18 protein-coding genes are annotated in these 18,897 nt (G+C 41.6%); 4 read left to right on the forward strand and 14 right to left on the reverse strand.

From position 1 onward, the window contains the following. Positions 1–73 precede the first annotated feature (73 nt). The 13 genes from hflC to cutA all read right to left on the reverse strand — a co-directional run bounded on the left by hflC (position 74) and on the right by cutA (position 13,305). The gene (hflC, locus tag CWB78_RS13895; protein WP_010391687.1) at positions 74–952 is read right to left on the reverse strand and encodes a protease modulator HflC; all 879 of its coding nucleotides are present in this window, start codon (positions 950–952) and stop codon (positions 74–76) included. A gap of 5 nt (positions 953–957) precedes the next feature. After that, positions 958–2,127: an FtsH protease activity modulator HflK gene (gene hflK / locus CWB78_RS13900; protein ID WP_010391686.1), complete on the reverse strand. Its 1,170-nt coding sequence runs from the start codon at positions 2,125–2,127 to the stop codon at positions 958–960. A 106-nt stretch (positions 2,128–2,233) separates the two neighbouring features. Then, positions 2,234–3,517, reverse strand: a complete 1,284-nt coding sequence (gene hflX, locus CWB78_RS13905) for a ribosome rescue GTPase HflX (RefSeq protein WP_010391685.1) — start codon at positions 3,515–3,517, stop codon at positions 2,234–2,236. 16 nt (positions 3,518–3,533) lie between these two features. Further along, complete coding sequence (gene hfq / locus CWB78_RS13910) at positions 3,534–3,797, reverse strand: RNA chaperone Hfq (protein WP_008113494.1); 264 nt, start codon at positions 3,795–3,797, stop codon at positions 3,534–3,536. Positions 3,798–3,878: 81 nt separating this feature from the next. Next, positions 3,879–4,796, reverse strand: coding sequence for a tRNA (adenosine(37)-N6)-dimethylallyltransferase MiaA (miaA, locus tag CWB78_RS13915; protein ID WP_054202670.1), 918 nt, complete (start codon positions 4,794–4,796; stop codon positions 3,879–3,881). A gap of 10 nt (positions 4,797–4,806) precedes the next feature. After that, positions 4,807–6,633 carry a DNA mismatch repair endonuclease MutL gene (gene mutL / locus CWB78_RS13920; RefSeq protein ID WP_138596100.1) on the reverse strand — a complete coding sequence of 609 codons (1,827 nt, stop codon included), beginning with the start codon at positions 6,631–6,633 and terminating at the stop codon, positions 4,807–4,809. Positions 6,634–6,663: 30 nt separating this feature from the next. Beyond that, on the reverse strand, positions 6,664–8,007 hold the full coding sequence (locus CWB78_RS13925; protein WP_138596102.1) for an N-acetylmuramoyl-L-alanine amidase: 1,344 nt from the start codon (positions 8,005–8,007) through the stop codon (positions 6,664–6,666). 28 nt (positions 8,008–8,035) lie between these two features. Further along, positions 8,036–8,503 (reverse strand): tRNA (adenosine(37)-N6)-threonylcarbamoyltransferase complex ATPase subunit type 1 TsaE, encoded by a 468-nt coding sequence (gene tsaE, locus CWB78_RS13930; RefSeq protein ID WP_013466030.1) that lies wholly within the window; start codon positions 8,501–8,503, stop codon positions 8,036–8,038. Positions 8,504–8,629: 126 nt separating this feature from the next. After that, positions 8,630–9,970 (reverse strand): acetyl-CoA carboxylase biotin carboxylase subunit, encoded by a 1,341-nt coding sequence (accC, locus tag CWB78_RS13935; protein ID WP_013466031.1) that lies wholly within the window; start codon positions 9,968–9,970, stop codon positions 8,630–8,632. A 26-nt stretch (positions 9,971–9,996) separates the two neighbouring features. Then, complete coding sequence (accB, locus tag CWB78_RS13940) at positions 9,997–10,464, reverse strand: acetyl-CoA carboxylase biotin carboxyl carrier protein (RefSeq protein WP_054202660.1); 468 nt, start codon at positions 10,462–10,464, stop codon at positions 9,997–9,999. 33 nt (positions 10,465–10,497) lie between these two features. Next, the gene (gene aroQ / locus CWB78_RS13945) at positions 10,498–10,950 is read right to left on the reverse strand and encodes a type II 3-dehydroquinate dehydratase (RefSeq protein ID WP_010391676.1); all 453 of its coding nucleotides are present in this window, start codon (positions 10,948–10,950) and stop codon (positions 10,498–10,500) included. Between the two features lie 229 nt (positions 10,951–11,179). Continuing rightward, positions 11,180–12,985, reverse strand: a complete 1,806-nt coding sequence (locus CWB78_RS13950; protein ID WP_138596104.1) for a protein-disulfide reductase DsbD — start codon at positions 12,983–12,985, stop codon at positions 11,180–11,182. Next, positions 12,985–13,305: a divalent-cation tolerance protein CutA gene (gene cutA / locus CWB78_RS13955; RefSeq protein WP_010391672.1), complete on the reverse strand. Its 321-nt coding sequence runs from the start codon at positions 13,303–13,305 to the stop codon at positions 12,985–12,987. The genes CWB78_RS13950 and cutA overlap by 1 nt, the downstream gene beginning before the upstream one ends. 240 nt (positions 13,306–13,545) lie before the next feature. On the opposite strand from cutA, the gene CWB78_RS13960 reads away from it, so the two are divergent. The 4 genes from CWB78_RS13960 (at position 13,546) to rnk (ending at position 16,701) form a co-directional block, all read left to right on the forward strand. Continuing rightward, on the forward strand, positions 13,546–14,025 hold the full coding sequence (locus CWB78_RS13960) for an FxsA family protein (RefSeq protein WP_138596106.1): 480 nt from the start codon (positions 13,546–13,548) through the stop codon (positions 14,023–14,025). A gap of 109 nt (positions 14,026–14,134) precedes the next feature. Then, the gene (locus CWB78_RS13965) at positions 14,135–14,422 is read left to right on the forward strand and encodes a co-chaperone GroES (RefSeq protein WP_008113511.1); all 288 of its coding nucleotides are present in this window, start codon (positions 14,135–14,137) and stop codon (positions 14,420–14,422) included. A 49-nt stretch (positions 14,423–14,471) separates the two neighbouring features. Continuing rightward, positions 14,472–16,112: a chaperonin GroEL gene (gene groL, locus CWB78_RS13970; RefSeq protein ID WP_138596107.1), complete on the forward strand. Its 1,641-nt coding sequence runs from the start codon at positions 14,472–14,474 to the stop codon at positions 16,110–16,112. A gap of 175 nt (positions 16,113–16,287) precedes the next feature. Continuing rightward, on the forward strand, positions 16,288–16,701 hold the full coding sequence (rnk, locus tag CWB78_RS13975) for a nucleoside diphosphate kinase regulator (protein ID WP_054202664.1): 414 nt from the start codon (positions 16,288–16,290) through the stop codon (positions 16,699–16,701). A gap of 56 nt (positions 16,702–16,757) precedes the next feature. Here rnk and CWB78_RS13980 read toward each other — a convergent pair whose 3' ends face one another. Next, positions 16,758–18,254, reverse strand: coding sequence for an NAD(P)H-hydrate dehydratase (locus CWB78_RS13980; protein WP_138596109.1), 1,497 nt, complete (start codon positions 18,252–18,254; stop codon positions 16,758–16,760). Positions 18,255–18,897: the final 643 nt, after the last annotated feature.

The raw sequence follows: 18,897 nt of genomic DNA on the forward strand, positions 1-18,897 counted from the left end.
ATTTATAAACTTAAAATTCAGATAACAAAAAGCCCTGCAATTGCAGGGCTTTCAAGTTTAACTAAAGCTATGATTACTGAGCTTTCGCGCCTTTCATGTATTGGAAGAAGTCGCTATCCGGTGATAACACCATCACGTCTTGCTTTCCTTTGAAAGTTTGTTTGTAAGCTTCTAAAGAGCGGACAAAGCTAAAGAACTCAGGGTCTTTATTGTAAGCACTAGCGTAAATCGCAGCAGCGTCAGCATCACCTTGACCACGAACAGAACGAGCATTACGTTCGGCGTCGGCAAGCATTACTGTTACGCGACGGTCAACGCCTGCACGAATTGTTTCTGCTTTTTCCTGACCTTCAGAGCGGTGCTCTTTAGCAACTGCAGTACGCTCAGCGCGCATACGTTGGTAAATAGAGCTACTCACCTCTTGTGGTAAGTTAATTTGCTTAACACGCACATCAAGTACTTCAATACCCAGCTCACTAGCACTTTCAGATGCTTGTACTAACGCTTCTTCCATCAGCTCGCTACGCTCACCAGATACAATTTCACGAATAGTACGCGTACCAAAGTTAGTACGTAGGCCATTATTTACTTTTTGCTTAAGCAATGTTTCAGCGTATTGCTTGTCACCACGTGCACGCAGGTAAAAAGAGCTAAAATCGTTTACGCGCCATTTTACAAACGAATCAACGATTAAGTCTTTTTTCTCGCTAGTTACAAAGCGATCTGGTGTGCCATCTAGTGTTTGAATACGTGCATCAATACGACGTACTTGGCTAAAAAATGGGACTTTTAAGTGTAAACCCGGGCCATAAACTACAGCTTCATCATCGCTGTCTTTTTGCACTTTACTAAATAAAAGTACAATCGCCTTTTGCCCTTCAGAAACGACGAACACCGACGAGAAAGACATCACAATGGCGGCTAATAGGATTACTAAACTAAAGTTTTTCATTGCTCTTATCTCCCGTCGTTAAAGCGATCATTGTTAAAGCGATCGTTACCACTATTAACAGTGCTGTTGCGTGACGTATTTACCTTGTTACGTAAATCGTTGATATCGCTAGAGCTAGGTAAAGCAATACGTGTTGATGAACCCTGTTTTTCCATGATTTTATCAAGTGGTAAGTACATCATGTTGTTGCCGCCTTTAACATCAACCAACACTTTAGAGCTATTACCTAGCACTTCTTGCATCGTGTCTATGTATAAACGCTCACGTGTTACTTCTTTAGCTGCTTGGTATTCTGGAAGTAATTTCTCAAAACGAGCCACTTCACCTTGCGCTTCTAAAGTAATACGTTCTTGGTAACCTTCAGCTTCTTGCGTCATACGAGTTACTTGACCACGCGCACGCGGTTCAATTTCACGGGCATACGCTTCTGCTTCACGAATAAAGCGTTGTTCATCCTCTTGGGCCGCAATTGCATCATCAAACGCATCTTTAACTTCCATTGGTGGACGAGAGTCCTTGAAGTTAACGTCAGTTACGATTAAACCTAAGTTATAAGGTTCGATGATTTGATTTAGCTCATCCCAAGTATTTTGACGTACAACTTCACGGCCGTTTGTCAGTACTTGGTCCATTTTTGAATGACCAACAACATAACGCAGCGCACTATCTAATGCTTCTTCAAGACTGCTGTCAGCGTTAGTGACACTAAACTTGTATAAGTAAGGGTCGATTACTCGATACTGTACTTCAAATTCAACGCTTACTACGTTTTCATCTTCGGTTAGCATAAAGCCTGATGCTGATAACGAGCGAACAGCTTCGATATCGACTGGAATAACCGTTTCAACAAAGGTCATTTTCCAACGCAAGCCAGGATCTGCAATTCGGTCAAACTTACCAAATTGAAGAACGACGCCGCGCTCAGCTTCTTTCACCGTATAAATACCGCTTAACGCCCATACAATTGCAGCGATAATAAGTACAAATGAAATACCGGCTCCGCCAAGTCCACCGCCGCTACCATTGCCGGATTTTTTACCGCCAAATAAGCCGTTAAACTTGTTACTGAATTTGCGGAACACCTCGTCTAAATCAGGTGGGCCTTGATCACGTCCGCCTTTGTTATTCCACGGATCTTTGTCATTGCCATTATTACCCGGTTCATTCCAGGCCATAGCTATACTCCATTGTTATCTAAATAAATTCGGAAATTGTGTTAAATCTAACAAATCTTCTGCGTTTCTTATACTAAAACCGACATTAATCTTGCAGTTTTTAATCTCAGCTAATAAAACTTTCAATTTCAGGGCCAAAATCTTTAATTAAACGGTTCCACTCAATCATAGGCAATCGTACATCAAGCAGCCAATTACCTTGTTCATCAAACCGCTCATTGTGTACTGCACTTAAATTAAATAGTGATGCTCTTAAACGCCCATATTGTGGTGCGAGTAATAACGTTTCATTAAGCATTTGCTTAGCGAGTAAATCGCTAATAGCTTCACTAAGTAATTCACAGCCTTCGCCAGTTTTTGCAGATAGCCATACCCTTATAGGTTGGCCCTCGTCATCACGATCAATACGTGGCGTTACCTCATCCAGCGCATCAATTTTGTTATAAACTAATAACTGCGGTACCTCGTCGGCTTCAATTTCTTTGAGGACTTCTTGTACCTGTTCAATATTTTCTTTTCGGCGAGGATCTGCTACATCTATCACATGCAGTTGTAAATCGGCTTCACGCGTCTCGGTCAGCGTTGCTTTAAATGCAGCCACCAAATCATGCGGTAAGTGTCGAATAAACCCTACAGTATCGGCTAAAATAACAGAACCAACATCACCAATATCGAGTTTACGCAGTGTTGGATCTAGTGTGGCGAATAGCTGATCGGCTGCATATACATCTGAATCGGTAATATAGTTAAACAGTGTTGATTTTCCGGCATTGGTATAGCCGACCAGCGACACTGTTGGAATTTCATTGCGCGTACGAGCACGTCGACCTTGTTCACGCTGTACAGCGACTTTAGCAAGTCGAGCACGAATATTTTTAATACGTGCACGCAATAAACGTCGATCGGTTTCTAGCTGCGTTTCACCCGGACCACGTAAGCCTATACCCCCTTTTTGACGCTCAAGGTGAGTCCAACCACGAATTAAACGTGTAGACATGTGGCGAAGCTGAGCCAGCTCTACTTGGAGTTTACCTTCATGAGTTCGGGCACGCTGAGCAAAAATATCAAGAATAAGTGTTGTTCTATCAAGTACCCGACATTGACAAACACGCTCTAAATTGCGTTCTTGAGACGGGCTCAACTGATGGTTAAAAATGACAACATCGGCATTGTGGATTTTGACAATTTCAGCTATTTCTTCTGCTTTGCCAGTACCGACAAATAGTTTGGGATGTGGTGCTTGACGGCTGCCTTGCACAACCGCCAAACTACTAACACCAGCAGAAGATACCAACATTTCTAATTCATGAAGATCTTCGCGATCCCCATCTTTAGGTAGGTCGATATGGACTAAAATTGCCTGTTCGCCAGATTCATAGCGGTCAAACAAGCATTACGCTCCTAATTTAAAAGTTTCCTGGTTCAGTTTCTTCAGTGTCTTCATTTCCCTGTACACCTTGGAAGTTGACTGCGCGTGCAGGTACAACTGTTGAAATTGCATGTTTATACACCATTTGATTAACAGTGTTTTCCAGTAAAATTACAAATTGGTCAAATGACTGAATTTTACCTTGTAATTTTATGCCATTTACCAAAAAAATTGATACTGGAATGCGCTCGCGGCGTAATGCATTTAAAAATGGGTCTTGTAACGATTGGCCTTTTGCCATGTTATTATTCCTTCGTTCTAGGTGTTATTATAATTAAGTGGCTGAACTAATTTAATAAAGCTAAATTTTGTCCAGCTACTACTAGCTTAGCGAACTTACTACACGATGCAAGTTTTCTTCATCACCGGTTGTTAACCACGTAACGTCAGGCCAACTTCTTAACCACGTTAATTGACGCTTAGCCAATTGACGAGTGGCAGCAATACCGCGAAAAACCATTTCATCATGGTCTATTTCACCCGCAAGGTAATCCCACATCTGTCTATAACCTACACAACGAATAGAAGGCATATTGGGATGTAAATCCTCACGTAGATATAGGGTCGAAACTTCTTTTTCAAACCCCTGTTCAATCATTATTTTAAACCTTTCTGCAATTCGCTGATGTAACTCTTTACGATCATCTGGAGCAATAGCAAATTGATGAAAAGTATAAGGTAAAGGTGGCTGTTTTTGCTTTTGCAATTCAGTCATTGTTTTACCTGTTATACGGTAAACCTCTAAAGCGCGATTAATTCGTTGTGAATCATTTTCACTCATCTTTTTCGCAGCTTGTGGATCTACTTTTAATAGCTCTTGATATAAATGTGGCCAACCGTACTGTTTCGCCTGTACTTCAAGCTCAGCTCTTATCTGCTCATCAGCCTCTGGTAGAGGGGATAATCCATCAATAAGGGCTTTAAAGTACATCATTGTACCTCCAACCAGTACAGGCACTTTACCTTGTTGATGAAATTTATCAATTTTTTCTATCGCATCACGTCTAAAATCAGCTACTGAATAGGTTTCGCTTGGGTCGAGTAAATCAATTAGGTGATGGGGTGCACGTGCTAGTTCGTCGGCATCCGGTTTAGCGGTACCAATATCCATACCTTTATAAACCAGTGCCGAATCAACGCTGATAATTTCAGTATTTAAATGCTCACACAGTGAAATTGCCAATGCTGTTTTACCAGCAGCGGTGGGGCCCATTAAAAATATGACCGGTAAATTACTCAACACGAATACCCTAATTAAATTGCGCTAGATAAGACTTTAGATCTATTTTAACTGCTTTTTCACGTAAACGTTCAATTGTTTGCGCATTATTTTGTAAGCGAGTTTGCTGTACTGCAAAGGCTTTACTGGCATAGAACCGTGTAGGTATTACATTTACCTGCCACGCTAGCCACTGATCAATGCTTTCTAACTGAACTTTACACCCATCAAGTAAGGCATCGACTGCGGCACTCACGTCAAGTAAGTACAAGCAAACAGGCAACTTCTTAACCATAACAAATTGTTTTTCAATTAAAAGTTCAAAGCCAAGCAAAGTAAACCATGATTGTTGCGTAGCCAGCAGTTCGATATCTTGTTTTGAGACATTGACCCGTACGGGTAATAACAATGCTTTGCCCTCAAGGCTGCCTTGCTCTTTAATTTGTGCAAGCCAATCATCCGCTAGCGCATATTTAAAGTGTGAACAATAAAGTTGGTTCTCATCATTAAACACACAAGCGCCCTGTTCAATGGTTATTATATCGACAGTACGAAGCGCTGTATCTGATACTTGGGTCTCATCTGATTGCACAAATGGTGCTGGATTATCAAAGTGATGTGCTTGCTGCTCACTCACACCTTGATAAAACGCATTTACGTCATGGTAATTTCGACTTTCAGCACCTTGTTGATTACCTGTACCTTGAGTTGCACCACTATAAGTTGTGCTATGCGCTGAAGATGACCGACTAGGCTGTAATGACGACTTCGGGTAATCAAACGGTTCACTACTGGTAGTAGTGTGTGCATTAAATGCAGCCACTGGTGGGCTATTATCATTAGCTTCACTGGAGCTTGAAAACTCAGCTTGCAGGGGCACAACAACTTGTTTTATCGCTTGCAAAATAAAGTCGTGTACTAAGCGCCCTTGATGAAAGCGCACCTCATGTTTAGCCGGATGTACGTTCACATCCACTTGACGTGGATCTATATCAATATAAATCACAAACCCGGGTAACTCTTGCTCACCGCTGACTTCTTCAAATGCTTGGCGAATAGCGTGCAAAATAAGTTTATCGCGCATCATACGATTATTTACATAGGTGTACTGTGTAGTGTTAGCCGAGCCAACTGGGAGCACCCAACCATGTAGTTGCAGCCCTGCTTCACCTGATTGAATATGCAGTCCCTGTTCTGCAAACGCTTTACCCGCCACTTGGGCAACTCGTGTAATCGCTTGAGCAGGTTCGGTTTTAGGACGATACTGACGCACCACTTTTTCGTTATGGGTTAACGTAATTGATACGTCAAAGCGACTCAGTGCAATCCGCTTTATAAGCTCATCAATATGGCTAAACTCAGTTTTTTCGGTACGTAAAAACTTACGCCGTGCTGGAGTATTAAAAAATAAATCTTTTACTTCAATTGTGGTACCGCTGGGATGTGCCACAGGCTTTACCTCTACGGCCATATCTCTGCCTTGTGCAAAGGCTTGCCAAGCGGCTTCTTGCTGTTCAGGCTTAGAGCTTAAGGTTAAGCGAGATACCGAGCTAATAGACGCGAGAGCTTCGCCTCTAAAGCCTAAAGAGCAAATATTTTCTAAGTCATCGAGCGACTTTAGTTTACTGGTAGCATGGCGAGAAAGCGCTAATGTGAGCTCCTCTTTTGCAATGCCTGAACCATTATCACGAATTCGAATCAGCTTATGACCACCGCGTTCAATATCTATTTGAATACGTGTCGCACCTGCATCTAGGCTATTTTCTACTAACTCTTTAACCACCGACGCGGGACGCTCAACAACTTCACCCGCCGCAATTTGGTTTGCCAAGCGCGCAGGTAATATTTCAATACTCATAAAAACCTTAAATGTTGTGCGCTTTTAAAATTAACTCTGAGGAATATCAAGTTCCTGGCCAATAAATAGCGTATTTGAACTGAGCTTATTAACCTGTTTTATTTTACTAATACTAACCCCATATCGCCCTGCCAGCATACTCAGTGACTCCCCCGGACGTACCTTGTGCTTTGTCGGGTATTGAGATTTTAATGACGCAAACAGTGAGTCGTCAGGCGGGTTGCGTAAATAATAATTTTTAATTGAGGTAAACATCGCTTTTGCCAAACGCTCTTGATGATTGGCGCTTTTTAGTAGTCGTTCTTCACGGGGATTAGAGATAAACCCAGTTTCAACCAAAATAGACGGAATATCTGGCGACTTCAATACTGCAAGGCTGGCATGTTGCGGTGCCTTTTTGTGCATTTTTGCTACTTTTTTTAATTCTTTTATCACTTCATCTGCAACACTTAGCCCTGTTTTCATGGAATGATCCATCGACATATCAAGCAAGGCTTGTGCTAAGTACTTTTCATTTGCAGCATCTTTAATTACATCGGCAGCACCGCCAAGTAACTCAGAGTGTTTTTCTTTATCCTCAATCCATTTACCAATTTCTGAATTGGCACGTCGCAGCGACAACACCCATACAGAAGCACCATTTGGCCCAGGGCTGGTAAACGCATCTGCATGAATAGAAACAAAAAAGTCTGCTTTTTTCTGACGTGCGCGGTTGGTACGTGTATTGAGTTTTACAAAGTAATCGCCACTGCGAACCATACGCGAAATCATGCCTCGCTCAGCATCAATCATCCGCTCTAAACGCTTGGCAATTTGCAGTGTAATGTCTTTTTCGTAAGTGCCTGACGGGCCAATGGATCCAGGGTCTTCACCGCCATGCCCTGCATCAATAGCAATTACAATATCGCGCTCTTGGCTTAATTGGCGTTTTTTAGCCGCCGTTTGCGCAGGGGTAATTGCACCTTTAGCTTGGCTTTTATCGTATAAATCGACCACCAATCTATTTTTATAAGGGCCTGTGGGAGCTAATGCAAATATAACCGGTTTAACTGGCCCATTTAATTCAAACACTAAACGCACGCTGTGTTTATTTTTAGGTTTCGAGTAACGTAACTTACTAACAATTTGGTGTTTTGGTGGCACACCTGGCAATGTTTTCAACTCATCAGTGTTTTCTAAATCAACCACTAAACGGCTTGGATTTTTTAGCATAAAGTAGCTGAAATCGGGTTTATCGTCGAGATCAAACACCACCCGGGTGCTATCAGGGGATGGCCAGACACGCACACTATTAATAGTGTTTTGCGCCCACAATGGCAAGCTCACTGTAAAAACCATGAGGTAAATAAAAAGTTTAACTAAACCACGACTCATTTTGATAATCACTGCCTTAACTATTTTATTATCTATTATTTAGTTTTTCGACAATTGCTACACCACGCTCACTCGCACTGTTAATAACAATTTTACGCTCATCACCTACATAACTTAGCGTAGCATTTAGATCGGGAACAGGAATAAATTCTCCGCCTTTTTCCGGCCACTCAACAATACAAGTTGCCGTTTCTGAAAAATAATCACGAATTCCCATAAATTCAAGCTCTTCTGGGTCACCTAATCGGTATAAGTCAAAATGATAGACATTGCCACGCACAAGCTCGTAAGGTTCAACAAGTGTATAAGTGGGACTTTTAACCTTACCTGTATGACCAAAACCTTGCACTATACCGCGAGTAAATGTCGTTTTACCGGCCCCCAAATCACCATGCAAATAAATAACTGCGCCCTGTTCTATTATGGCAGCTAATTTATTACCCATAGCAACAGTGGCATTTTCATCGACTAAATGAAAATCAAAACTACACGACATGATTACCTCAAAATTTACGAAAAGCGCATATTTGTTAATCATACCAGATTATTTATTTAAGGTGATACTGCCTCTTTTTTAAAGATAAAAAAACCGGCCTGAGCCGGTTTTTAATTAGCATAGACTTTACAGCCCTAATTTCTTCTCAAGGTAGTGGATATTTGTACCACCGTTTTTGAAGTTTTCATCTGCAAGAATGCGTTTATGCAATGGCGTATTCGTTTTAATACCGTCGATTACCAACTCATTCAATGCATTACGAGCGCGAGCAATAGCAACATCACGGTTTTCACCGTAAGTGATCAGCTTACCAATCATAGAATCGTAATGTGGCGGTACCGTGTAATCAGCATAAATATGGCTGTCCCAACGAATACCTAAACCACCAGCTGGATGAAAACGAGTAATCTTACCTGGTGATGGAATAAAGGTTTCAGGGTCTTCAGCATTAATACGACACTCAATAGCGTGGCCACGAATAACAACGTCGTCTTGAGTGAATGATAATGGCTGACCAGCGGCAATTTTTAGCTGCTCTTTGATTAAATCCACACCGGTAACCATTTCAGTCACTGGGTGTTCAACCTGAATACGGGTATTCATTTCAATGAAGTAAAACTCGCCGTTTTCGTATAAAAACTCAAACGTACCTGCACCACGATAACCAATTTCGATACACGCACGTGTACAACGCTCACCAATGAACTTACGTACTTCTGCAGTAATCCCTGGTGCTGGTGCTTCTTCAACTACTTTTTGGTGGCGACGTTGCATTGAACAATCACGCTCACCTAGATGAACCGCGTTACCTTGACCATCGGCCAATACTTGCACTTCAATGTGGCGTGGGTTTTCAAGGAATTTTTCCATGTAAACCATGCTGTTGCCAAAGAACTGCTTAGCTTCTTGCTGCGTAAGCGCAATCGAGTTGATTAACTCAGCCTCGTTGCGTACAACACGCATACCACGACCACCGCCGCCGCCAGCTGCTTTAATAATTACCGGGTAACCAATACGCTTAGCAATTTGCATGTTGCGTTCTTTATCATCCGATACCGGACCATCAGAACCTGGCACACATGGAACACCCGCTTTACGCATCGCTTCGATTGCCGATACTTTATCGCCCATTAGACGAATAGTATCGCCACGAGGACCGATAAATACAAAGCCACTTTGCTCAACTTGGTCTGCAAAGTCTGCATTTTCAGCAAGAAAACCATAACCTGGATGGATAGCGACCGCATCAGTAATTTCTGCTGCGGCAATAATGCGTGGAATGTCTAAGTAACTTTCAGTTGCTGCTGGTTTACCAATACAGATGGTTTCATCTGCTAGTAATACGTGCTTAAGATCGCGATCCGCCGTTGAATGCACAGCAACCGTTTTGATCCCAAGCTCTTTGCAGGCGCGCAATATACGAAGTGCAATTTCACCTCGGTTTGCAATGACTACTTTATCTAACATGAGAGTTGGCCTTTTACGTTGCGCTATTATTCAATGATGAATAAAGGTTGATCAAATTCTACTGGCTCGCCGTTTTCTACTAAGATAGCTTTTACTGTACCGGCTTTATCTGACTCAATTTGGTTCATCATTTTCATTGCTTCAACGATACATAGCGTGTCGCCAACTTTAACCTGAGAGCCCACTTCAACATATGCTGGTGCTTCTGGAGAAGCTGCTGCATAAAAAGAACCTACCATAGGTGATTTAACTTGATGACCTGTAGGGCCTGCAGGTGCTTCAGACTCTACGGCTGCAGGTGCTGATGGTGCAGCCGCGGCTGGAGCAGGTGCTGCTGGGGCGTATTGCTGAGGTGCGAATTGCGCATACGCAGGACCGGCACTCATGTTATTACGGTTAATACGTACTGATTCTTCACCTTCAGTGATTTCTAGTTCTGCAATACCTGATTCTTCTACTAATTCAATTAGTTTTTTGATCTTGCGAATATCCATAAACGGCCCGCCTATTAGTTTGTTAGTTTAAATTTAGTTTGAGTTTTGCAATCGGCTCACTGCTGCATTTAAAGCAGCGTGATAACCCATTGCACCTAATCCACAAATAACGCCTTGCGCCACATCAGAAAAATAAGAATGATGGCGAAACGTTTCACGTGCATGCACATTACTTAAGTGCACTTCAAAAAACGGAATATCAACGCTTAGCAATGCATCACGTAATGCGACGCTTGTGTGCGTAAATGCTGCAGGGTTAATTATTATGTAATCAACCGCTTGCCAAGCATCATGAATGCGTTCAATGAGCGCTTGTTCACTATTACTTTGAAAATGCGTTAACTCCACACCTAAACTATTAGCAGCGCTGTTTAACTCGCTCACAATATGCTCTAAAGAATGCGAACCGTACTTATCAGGTTCACGCTTTCCTAGCATGTTTAAATTTGGGCCATTTATAACTAAAATCTTTAATTTTGCAGCCATAATACGCGATATATCCTATAAGTAATGAGTTAAGCGGTTACCAACTAGTTTTTCTCTAAAAAGTAAGCAGAAAAAAGTAAGATAGCAACAATTTCTCACGTTAACCAACTATTATAGTGATTTCGAAGTAAATAGCAGCAAAATACTGGTCTAATCTCTATTTCGGGGACTATCTTAAGGGGAGAATAGTGGCACAACATTACCAATCATGTTGTGCCATAAAGAATGGTTATTCAGCGCTGGCACGCACTGCAGCTAGGTGCTTAGCAAAATCATCTGCATTTAAAAAGCCAGTTACACGTTGTGTACTTAACTCTTCACCTTGAGTATTGAAGAATAAAATACTCGGTAAACCAAACACTGAATATGCTTCCATTAGCTCAATTGTTTCATTATCGCTTTGGGTTAAGTCAATTTGAATCAGTTGATAATGACTAAACTCACTTTGCACTTGCGGGTCAGGAAATGTGTAATGCTCAAACTCTTTACACGCTACACACCAGTCAGCGTATAAGTCCACCATTACCATACGACCCTCACTATTTGCTTGTGAAACTGCTTGCTTCAACTCGGCTAAGTTAGCAACGTGCTTAAACTCATTGCTTTGCGTGGTTGTTTGCAAGCTCACGTTTTGTGTTGGCCAAAAATAATTTTTGGTTAAATTAAAGCCCGTAAGCACTAATAAAACAGCAATAACCCACAATAAGGTTTTTAATTTACCTTGTGCTTGGGCGCTTTGCCAATGATGAAAATAAAGCGCTGTGGCGATAGCTAATAGACCTGCTAATAGTAAAATTATCTCGATATCGATAATTCGCTCTAACAAAATAAGTGGCACAACTAACATAATAAAACCAAATAAGGTTTTAACTTGTTCCATCCATCCGCCAGCTTTCGGTAATAACTTACCTCCCGATGTACCAAGGAGTAACAACGGTAAACCCATTCCTAGGCTAAGTACATAAAGCGTTAGTCCACCCACTAAGTAATCGCCGCTTTGTGCCACAAATAATAATGCGGCTGATAAAGGCGCAGTGGTACAAGGTGATGCAATAAGCCCTGATAAAACCCCCATCAGGAATACCCCAATGTAGTTACCGCCTTTTTGGTTGTTACTCACTTGGGTTAGCTTGTTCATCATGCCGCTAGGTAACTTTATTTCGTACCAACCGAACATCGACATAGCCAACAACACAAACAATAAGCTAAAACTTATCAATACATATGGGTGCTGTAAGTAACCTTGTACTTGGCCGCCTAATGCAGCAACCACTAACCCCAATGCGGCATAGGTAACCGCCATACCTTGAATATAAACAAATGATAGGGCAAATGCTTTTTTGGTAGACAGGTTCTTTTGACCCGCAATTAAGCTAGATAAAATAGGAAACATCGGAAATACACAAGGTGTAAATGCCAAACCTACGCCCACAGCAAAAAATATAGCTAAATTAACCATTAAGCTTTGGCTGGCTAACTGCTCTGTAAAGGTGAGCTCTTTCTCGGGTGTTGCTGTAGTAACAGGTTTTTCTACAGGTTGGCTAAGTGCCGCAAATGCACTACTTGCTGCTGTATTTTCATTAGTATTAGTTTCACTTGCCAGTACACTTAATGGAATGCTGATGATTTCAGGTGGATAACACAGCCCTGCTTTTGCACAACCTTGATAACGCACCTTAACAACGCCATCTTCACTCACATTACTCAGCTTGCTGATAATACTGAGAGAATTAAAAAACACTTCAGTTTTACCAAAAAACTCATCTTCAATAACTTCACCAGAGCCCAACTCAGGCACGTCAATGCTGGCACCTTTGGCAATAATTTCTATTTTATCTTTATATAAATAATAGTCATCAGCGATATCCCAACCAACAAATAACGTGCTGCCTTGCTGGTCAAAATCAAATACAAACGCTTCATTGACCGGTAAAAATGTATGCTGAGTAGGTTTGAGAAAATCCTCAAGGGTATTTTGTGTTGCCCAAGCAGGCGCCATTAAAACGCCTAATAAAAAAAATAAAATAAAGCGCATTAATGAAGCACCTCATCCATCCAATTAAAGTAAGCCAAGTTACCCGTTGCCACATCAACAACTTGTATTTCTGGTACTTCGTAGCTGTGAAGATCTTTTAAGGTTAAAAATACATCGTTCATTTTGTCAGCCTTTGTTTTAATTAGCAGCTTTACTTCAGTTGCTTCAGCTACTTCACCTTCCCATATGTAAATAGAACTCATGGCCGGTAAAATATTTACACAAGCGGCTAGTTTCTTTTCTATTAGCGCCATAGCCAATAAACGGGCTTCATCGTTATCTTTGCAAGTGGTAAAAATAAGTTTAAATTGCGTTGTCATAGTGAACCTTTACTTGTTTACGGGGGTCTAGCCCCATAGTAGCTGATAGCGGGTGTAATGTGTAGACACGAACTCTGTCTACATTTTGGGTCTTTGCAGTAAATTGATTTAGACCCGCCACCTGCAACTTTACTTACATTAAAGTTTATTACTTACTCTTATTAGCTTGAAAATAGACCCGACAACCCTCACTTATATTTCATTAGCACATTAATAAGTGTCATTTTTTTAGAGAGTCTTATGTTTAGAATTTTATTTTTGCTGTTTATCATCATCCCAATTATTGAAATTGCCTTACTAATTCAGGTTAGTGACGTGATAGGTGGCTTCGCAACAATTGCTTTAGTGGTACTAACCGCGATTGTGGGTGCGAAAATGGTGAAACAGCAAGGAATGGGCGCACTACAAAACGTACAAGTGCAAATGGCACAAGGGCAAATGCCCGCTAAAGAGTTGTTTACCGGTATCTGCGTGATTATTGCTGGCGTACTTTTATTAACACCCGGCATTATGACGGATGTATTTGGCCTACTGCTTCTTACTCCAGCTATTCGTAACAAATTAGCCGCAGGGCTTGCCAGCCAAGCAACGGTGAGAATGAGCGCTAGTATGCACCAAACGGGTACTTCAGAGTTTTCACAACCTCATCAATCTATGCATCATGAACAAGATGAAAAACGCCCCAATACTATAGATGGTGAATACGAGCGAAAAGATTAAAAATTTATCATTTTTTCTCTTGGAATTTTTCACTCCACCCCCATTAATGAAAACAAATTAGATACACTTTTTTCTGTACTGTTCAGAAACTGTTAGGAGAACTAAAAACATGAACATTCGTCCTTTACAAGATCGCGTAATCATCAAGCGTCTAGAAGAAGAAACCAAGTCTGCTGGCGGTATTGTATTAACTGGCTCTGCAGCTGAAAAATCAACTCGTGGAGAAGTTGTTGCCGTAGGTAATGGTCGCGTTTTAGAAAATGGTGACGTTCGCGCGTTAGAAGTGAAAGCCGGTGACACTGTGTTATTTGGCTCATATGTTGAAAAAACTGAAAAGATCGAAGGTCAAGAATACCTGATCATGCGTGAAGATAATATTTTAGGCATTGTAGGCTAAACCTACTTTTCGTTTAACACACATTTTAAGAATTTAGAGGAAATTAAACATGGCAGCAAAAGAAGTACTGTTTGCAGGCGACGCACGTGCAAAAATGCTAACTGGCGTAAACATTTTAGCAAACGCAGTAAAAGTAACATTGGGCCCTAAAGGTCGCAACGTTGTACTAGACAAATCATTTGGCTCTCCAGTAATCACTAAAGATGGTGTTTCTGTAGCTAAAGAAATCGAACTTGAAGACAAGTTTGAAAACATGGGCGCACAAATGGTTAAAGAAGTAGCGTCTAAAGCCAATGATGCTGCTGGTGACGGTACCACTACCGCAACCGTGCTTGCTCAATCTATTGTTAACGAAGGTCTTAAAGCGGTTGCTGCGGGTATGAACCCAATGGATCTTAAGCGCGGTATTGATAAAGCAATCATTGCTGCAACAGCAGAACTTAAAGCTCTTTCTGTCCCATGTTCTGATACTAAAGCAATTGCACAAGTAGGTACTATTTCAGCTAACTCTGATAAAGAGATTGGTGAAATTATTGCTGATGCAATGGAAAAAGTAGGCCGTAATACTGGTGTTATCACGGTTGAAGAAGGTCAATCACTTGAAAACGAACTAGATGTTGTAGAAGGCATGCAGTTTGACCGTGGTTACTTATCTCCATACTTCATCAACAACGCTGAAAAAGGCGCAGTTGAACTAGATAACCCATTTATCTTACTTGTAGATAAAAAAATATCTAACATCCGTGAATTATTACCAACATTAGAAGCGGTTGCAAAAGCAAGCAAGCCTCTACTAATCATCGCAGAAGACCTTGAAGGTGAAGCGTTAGCGACACTAGTAGTGAATAACATGCGTGGTATTGTAAAAGTATCAGCGGTTAAAGCACCTGGCTTTGGCGATCGTCGTAAAGCAATGCTACAGGATATCGCGGTATTAACTGGCGGTACTGTAATTTCTGAAGAAATCGGCCTTGAACTTGAAAAAGCAACAGTTGAAGACTTAGGTACAGCTAAGCGCGTAGTAATCACTAAAGATGATACAACAATCATTGATGGTGCTGGTGAAGAAGACGGTATCAACGGTCGTGTTGCTCAAATCAAAGCACAAATTGAAGAAGCGACTTCAGACTACGATAAAGAAAAGCTACAAGAGCGCATGGCTAAGTTAGCTGGCGGTGTTGCTGTAATCAAAGTAGGTGCCGCTACTGAAATTGAAATGAAAGAGAAAAAAGACCGTGTTGAAGATGCATTACATGCAACTCGCGCAGCGGTTGAAGAAGGTGTAGTACCAGGTGGTGGTGTTGCATTAGTACGTGCTGCTAGCAAGCTAGTTGAGCTACTTGGCGACAATGAAGACCAAAACCACGGTATTAAAGTGGCACTTCGTGCGATGGAAGCACCACTTCGTCAAATCGTTACAAACGCAGGCGGTGAAGCATCAGTTGTTATTAACGCAGTTAAAGGCGGAGAAGGTAACTACGGTTACAATGCAGCCACTGGCGAATACAGCGACATGATTGAAATGGGCATCCTAGATCCAACGAAAGTAACGCGCTCTGCATTACAATTTGCAGGATCGATTGCTGGTCTAATGATCACTACAGAGGCTATGGTTGCTGAAATTCCTAAAGAAGAAGCAGCTGGTGCACCTGATATGGGCGGCATGGGTGGAATGGGCGGCATGATGTAATCATCCCCTAAACACTTAGCTCAAATAAAAACCCAGCTTCGGCTGGGTTTTTAGCAATAGAGATAAAATAAATTCACTAAACAACAATAAAATTAACTCAGTGTATTCCAATGCAACTGAGTTCCTGCAAGCTATACCAGAGTAAATTTTATTTAACATGATTAAGGATATTAAGTTGAATACAAAACCTGAAATTATCATTTCATCGCTGGATGCAGATAGGTTGTATGCACTGATGGAGTCGTTGCCTGCAAACAGCTTTGCGGGTGAAAAAGAACTTGAAGCAGAACTTGCACGAGCCAGCATAGTTGAGCCGCACGAAGTTCCCGCAACCGTGGTAACCATGAATTCAACTGTGAACTTTGTTGTTGAATCTACAGGCGAAGAGTTTACTTTAACGCTTGTTTACCCAAAAAATATTGATTCAATTGGCGACAAAATATCAATCTTAGCCCCTGTAGGTAGTGCATTACTTGGCCTTTCACAAGGAGATCAAATTGAATGGCCAAAGCCTGGCGGTGGATTAGTAACAGTAACCATCAAAGAAGTTACTTATCAGCCTGAAAGAGCTGGTGAGCTTCACAGATAGTAGCCAAAACAAGCAGCGAAGACATTAGCTAGCACAGCCAGTCACTGCTGCTTTTACTATTTATGATTGATCAGTGCTCTTACATGCGCAAATAAGTCACTGGCTAACATTCCTCTTTGCCCTGATTGTTCACAGGCTCTATCACCCGCCTTTGCATGTAACACAACGCCATAACATGCTGCCTCACTGGTATTTAATCCTTGAGCCATTAACGCCCCAATTATACCACTAAGCACATCACCACTTCCTCCTACAGCCAAACCAGGGTTACCATTTTCACATATCCAAGTATGCTCGGTATTATCGATTAGCGTACCTGCGCCCTTTAAAATAGAGGTCGCTGCGAAGTTGATCGCACATTGTCGAGCATAATAAAAACGATCAGACTCAACCTCAGAGGTAGTTAAGTTTAATAACCGTGCAGCCTCTGCAGGATGAGGCGTTAGCACGGTATTATTTAATTTATGAGAAGATGATTGCTTAGCTAATAAGTTTAAGGCGTCTGCATCAATAACAGTAGGGATATTGTTTTGCTGGCAATAACGGATTGCCTGATCAAAGGTTTTTTGGGCCCACTCATCTTGGCCTAAACCTGGACCGATAACTACACACGTTGACCATGCTAGGGCATCATCCAAGTGTTCACTAGTTACCATAAGCTCTGGTCGCCCGATGCTCACAGGTAAAACGGCATGTTCATGGGTATACACTTTTACCATTCCAGCACCAGACCTTAATCCACTTTCAGCACTTAATCTAATAGCTCCTGCAGAGCCGTGGTTTCCTCCTATACATAATAATTTTCCATGACTACCTTTATGGCTACTCACTGAGCGCTCAGGCAAAGGTTTAAAGCAGTCTATATTGATAATCTGAGCAGAAGGGGTGGCTAGTTTCATAAATTGCTCGCCAATACCTAACTCGTCGAAATACAACTGCCCGGCATGCTGCTTTCCTTTAGTCGTGGTGAGTCCTTGCTTTATCCCAACTAATGTCATTGTTTTGGTGGCCATAATGGCTGTTCCTTGAGGACAGCCTGTATCTGCATTAATACCTGACGGCACATCAATACTCAGTATTGGTTTAGTGCTTTCATTTACCGCTTTAATAATAGCAGCAACATTATCGCGTACCGTATTCTCAAGACCAGTACCGAGTAATGCATCAATTATCACATCACACTCATCGAGTGCATCAGCGCTAAAGTTACAAATTTCACCACCGGAATCAATCCATTGCTTTTGTGCTTTTGCTGCATCTCCGGATAAGGCTTTATTCGGATTAATCGCGCAAACAACTACATGCCGATCTGCTTGTTTGATTAACCGAGCTACCTCATAACCATCTCCAGCATTATTTCCATTACCTGTAATAACTAACGTTTGTTTTGCATTAAAGGTTTTCCAACAGCAAAAAACAGCCTCCGCGGCACGCTGCATCAGCGTGTAAAGGTCTGCGCCGGTAGCATGGACTGCTTGTTCTTCATACCCTTTTATTTGTTTTGACAAATAGGTCAATTGCTCGCACTTAGGTGGAGTTAGTAGTAATGACATAAACAGCTCAATTTAATAAGAATACTTAATTTCATTTTGGGCTTTATAAATTCTTTTTCAAGTAAAACATAGTTATGTAATCTATAAGGCTTTATTTAAGGAGCTATTAATTTTATATAACGAGAATAACCATACAAGAGAAGTTAATAGGAGGTCAGCGTAAAGCAGGGCTTATTTTACCTAAAGCCGGATGCTTTGCACTTCTCTTACATTTGGAGTCGGTGTGCTACTTCGAAGCGACAGCAAAGTAGTATGTCCTGGAATCGGCTCTGATCAATTATCTTCCTTTAGCCTAATACCTTTAACCTTTTACATTTGTTTTTCACTTTTCTACAGACGTAAAAAAGCCCGGCTCTTTCGAGTCGGGCTTTCTTGTATTTGGAGTGGGTGCGCTACGCAGAAGAATGTCTTAGTGCCCACAGCGATGGAGAGAGCCACATAACAAATGCTACGCTCTCATCCTCTGTCGTGTTCTTCGTGTTCTTTTATCCGTGGGTTTCGAGATATTCAACCCACGCTACGATGGTCAGGTTAACGCTGTGCAGCTGACGGCTGACGGCTGACGGCTGACGGCTAATATTTTCACTTTTCTGCAGACGTAAAAAAGCCCGACTCTTTCGAGTCGGGCTTTCTCTTATTTGGA

It is taken from the genome of Pseudoalteromonas sp. S1612 (genome assembly GCF_005887175.1).
Lineage (GTDB): Bacteria > Pseudomonadota > Gammaproteobacteria > Enterobacterales > Alteromonadaceae > Pseudoalteromonas > Pseudoalteromonas undina.

Bases quoted from the DNA above. Each gene is read 5' to 3' on its own strand.
- CWB78_RS13950 (WP_138596104.1), bottom strand. From the start codon at position 12,985: ATGCGCTTTATTTTATTTTTTTTATTAGGCGTTTTAATGGCGCCTGCT.
- hflC (WP_010391687.1), bottom strand. From the start codon at position 952: ATGAAAAACTTTAGTTTAGTAATCCTATTAGCCGCCATTGTGATGTCT.
- groL (WP_138596107.1), top strand. From the start codon at position 14,472: ATGGCAGCAAAAGAAGTACTGTTTGCAGGCGACGCACGTGCAAAAATG.
- CWB78_RS13965 (WP_008113511.1), top strand. From the start codon at position 14,135: ATGAACATTCGTCCTTTACAAGATCGCGTAATCATCAAGCGTCTAGAA.
- CWB78_RS13925 (WP_138596102.1), bottom strand. From the start codon at position 8,007: ATGAGTCGTGGTTTAGTTAAACTTTTTATTTACCTCATGGTTTTTACA.
- cutA (WP_010391672.1), bottom strand. From the start codon at position 13,305: ATGACAACGCAATTTAAACTTATTTTTACCACTTGCAAAGATAACGAT.
- hflK (WP_010391686.1), bottom strand. From the start codon at position 2,127: ATGGCCTGGAATGAACCGGGTAATAATGGCAATGACAAAGATCCGTGG.
- mutL (WP_138596100.1), bottom strand. From the start codon at position 6,633: ATGAGTATTGAAATATTACCTGCGCGCTTGGCAAACCAAATTGCGGCG.
- hfq (WP_008113494.1), bottom strand. From the start codon at position 3,797: ATGGCAAAAGGCCAATCGTTACAAGACCCATTTTTAAATGCATTACGC.
- aroQ (WP_010391676.1), bottom strand. From the start codon at position 10,950: ATGGCTGCAAAATTAAAGATTTTAGTTATAAATGGCCCAAATTTAAAC.
- tsaE (WP_013466030.1), bottom strand. From the start codon at position 8,503: ATGTCGTGTAGTTTTGATTTTCATTTAGTCGATGAAAATGCCACTGTT.
- accC (WP_013466031.1), bottom strand. From the start codon at position 9,970: ATGTTAGATAAAGTAGTCATTGCAAACCGAGGTGAAATTGCACTTCGT.
- CWB78_RS13960 (WP_138596106.1), top strand. From the start codon at position 13,546: ATGTTTAGAATTTTATTTTTGCTGTTTATCATCATCCCAATTATTGAA.
- CWB78_RS13980 (WP_138596109.1), bottom strand. From the start codon at position 18,254: ATGTCATTACTACTAACTCCACCTAAGTGCGAGCAATTGACCTATTTG.
- accB (WP_054202660.1), bottom strand. From the start codon at position 10,464: ATGGATATTCGCAAGATCAAAAAACTAATTGAATTAGTAGAAGAATCA.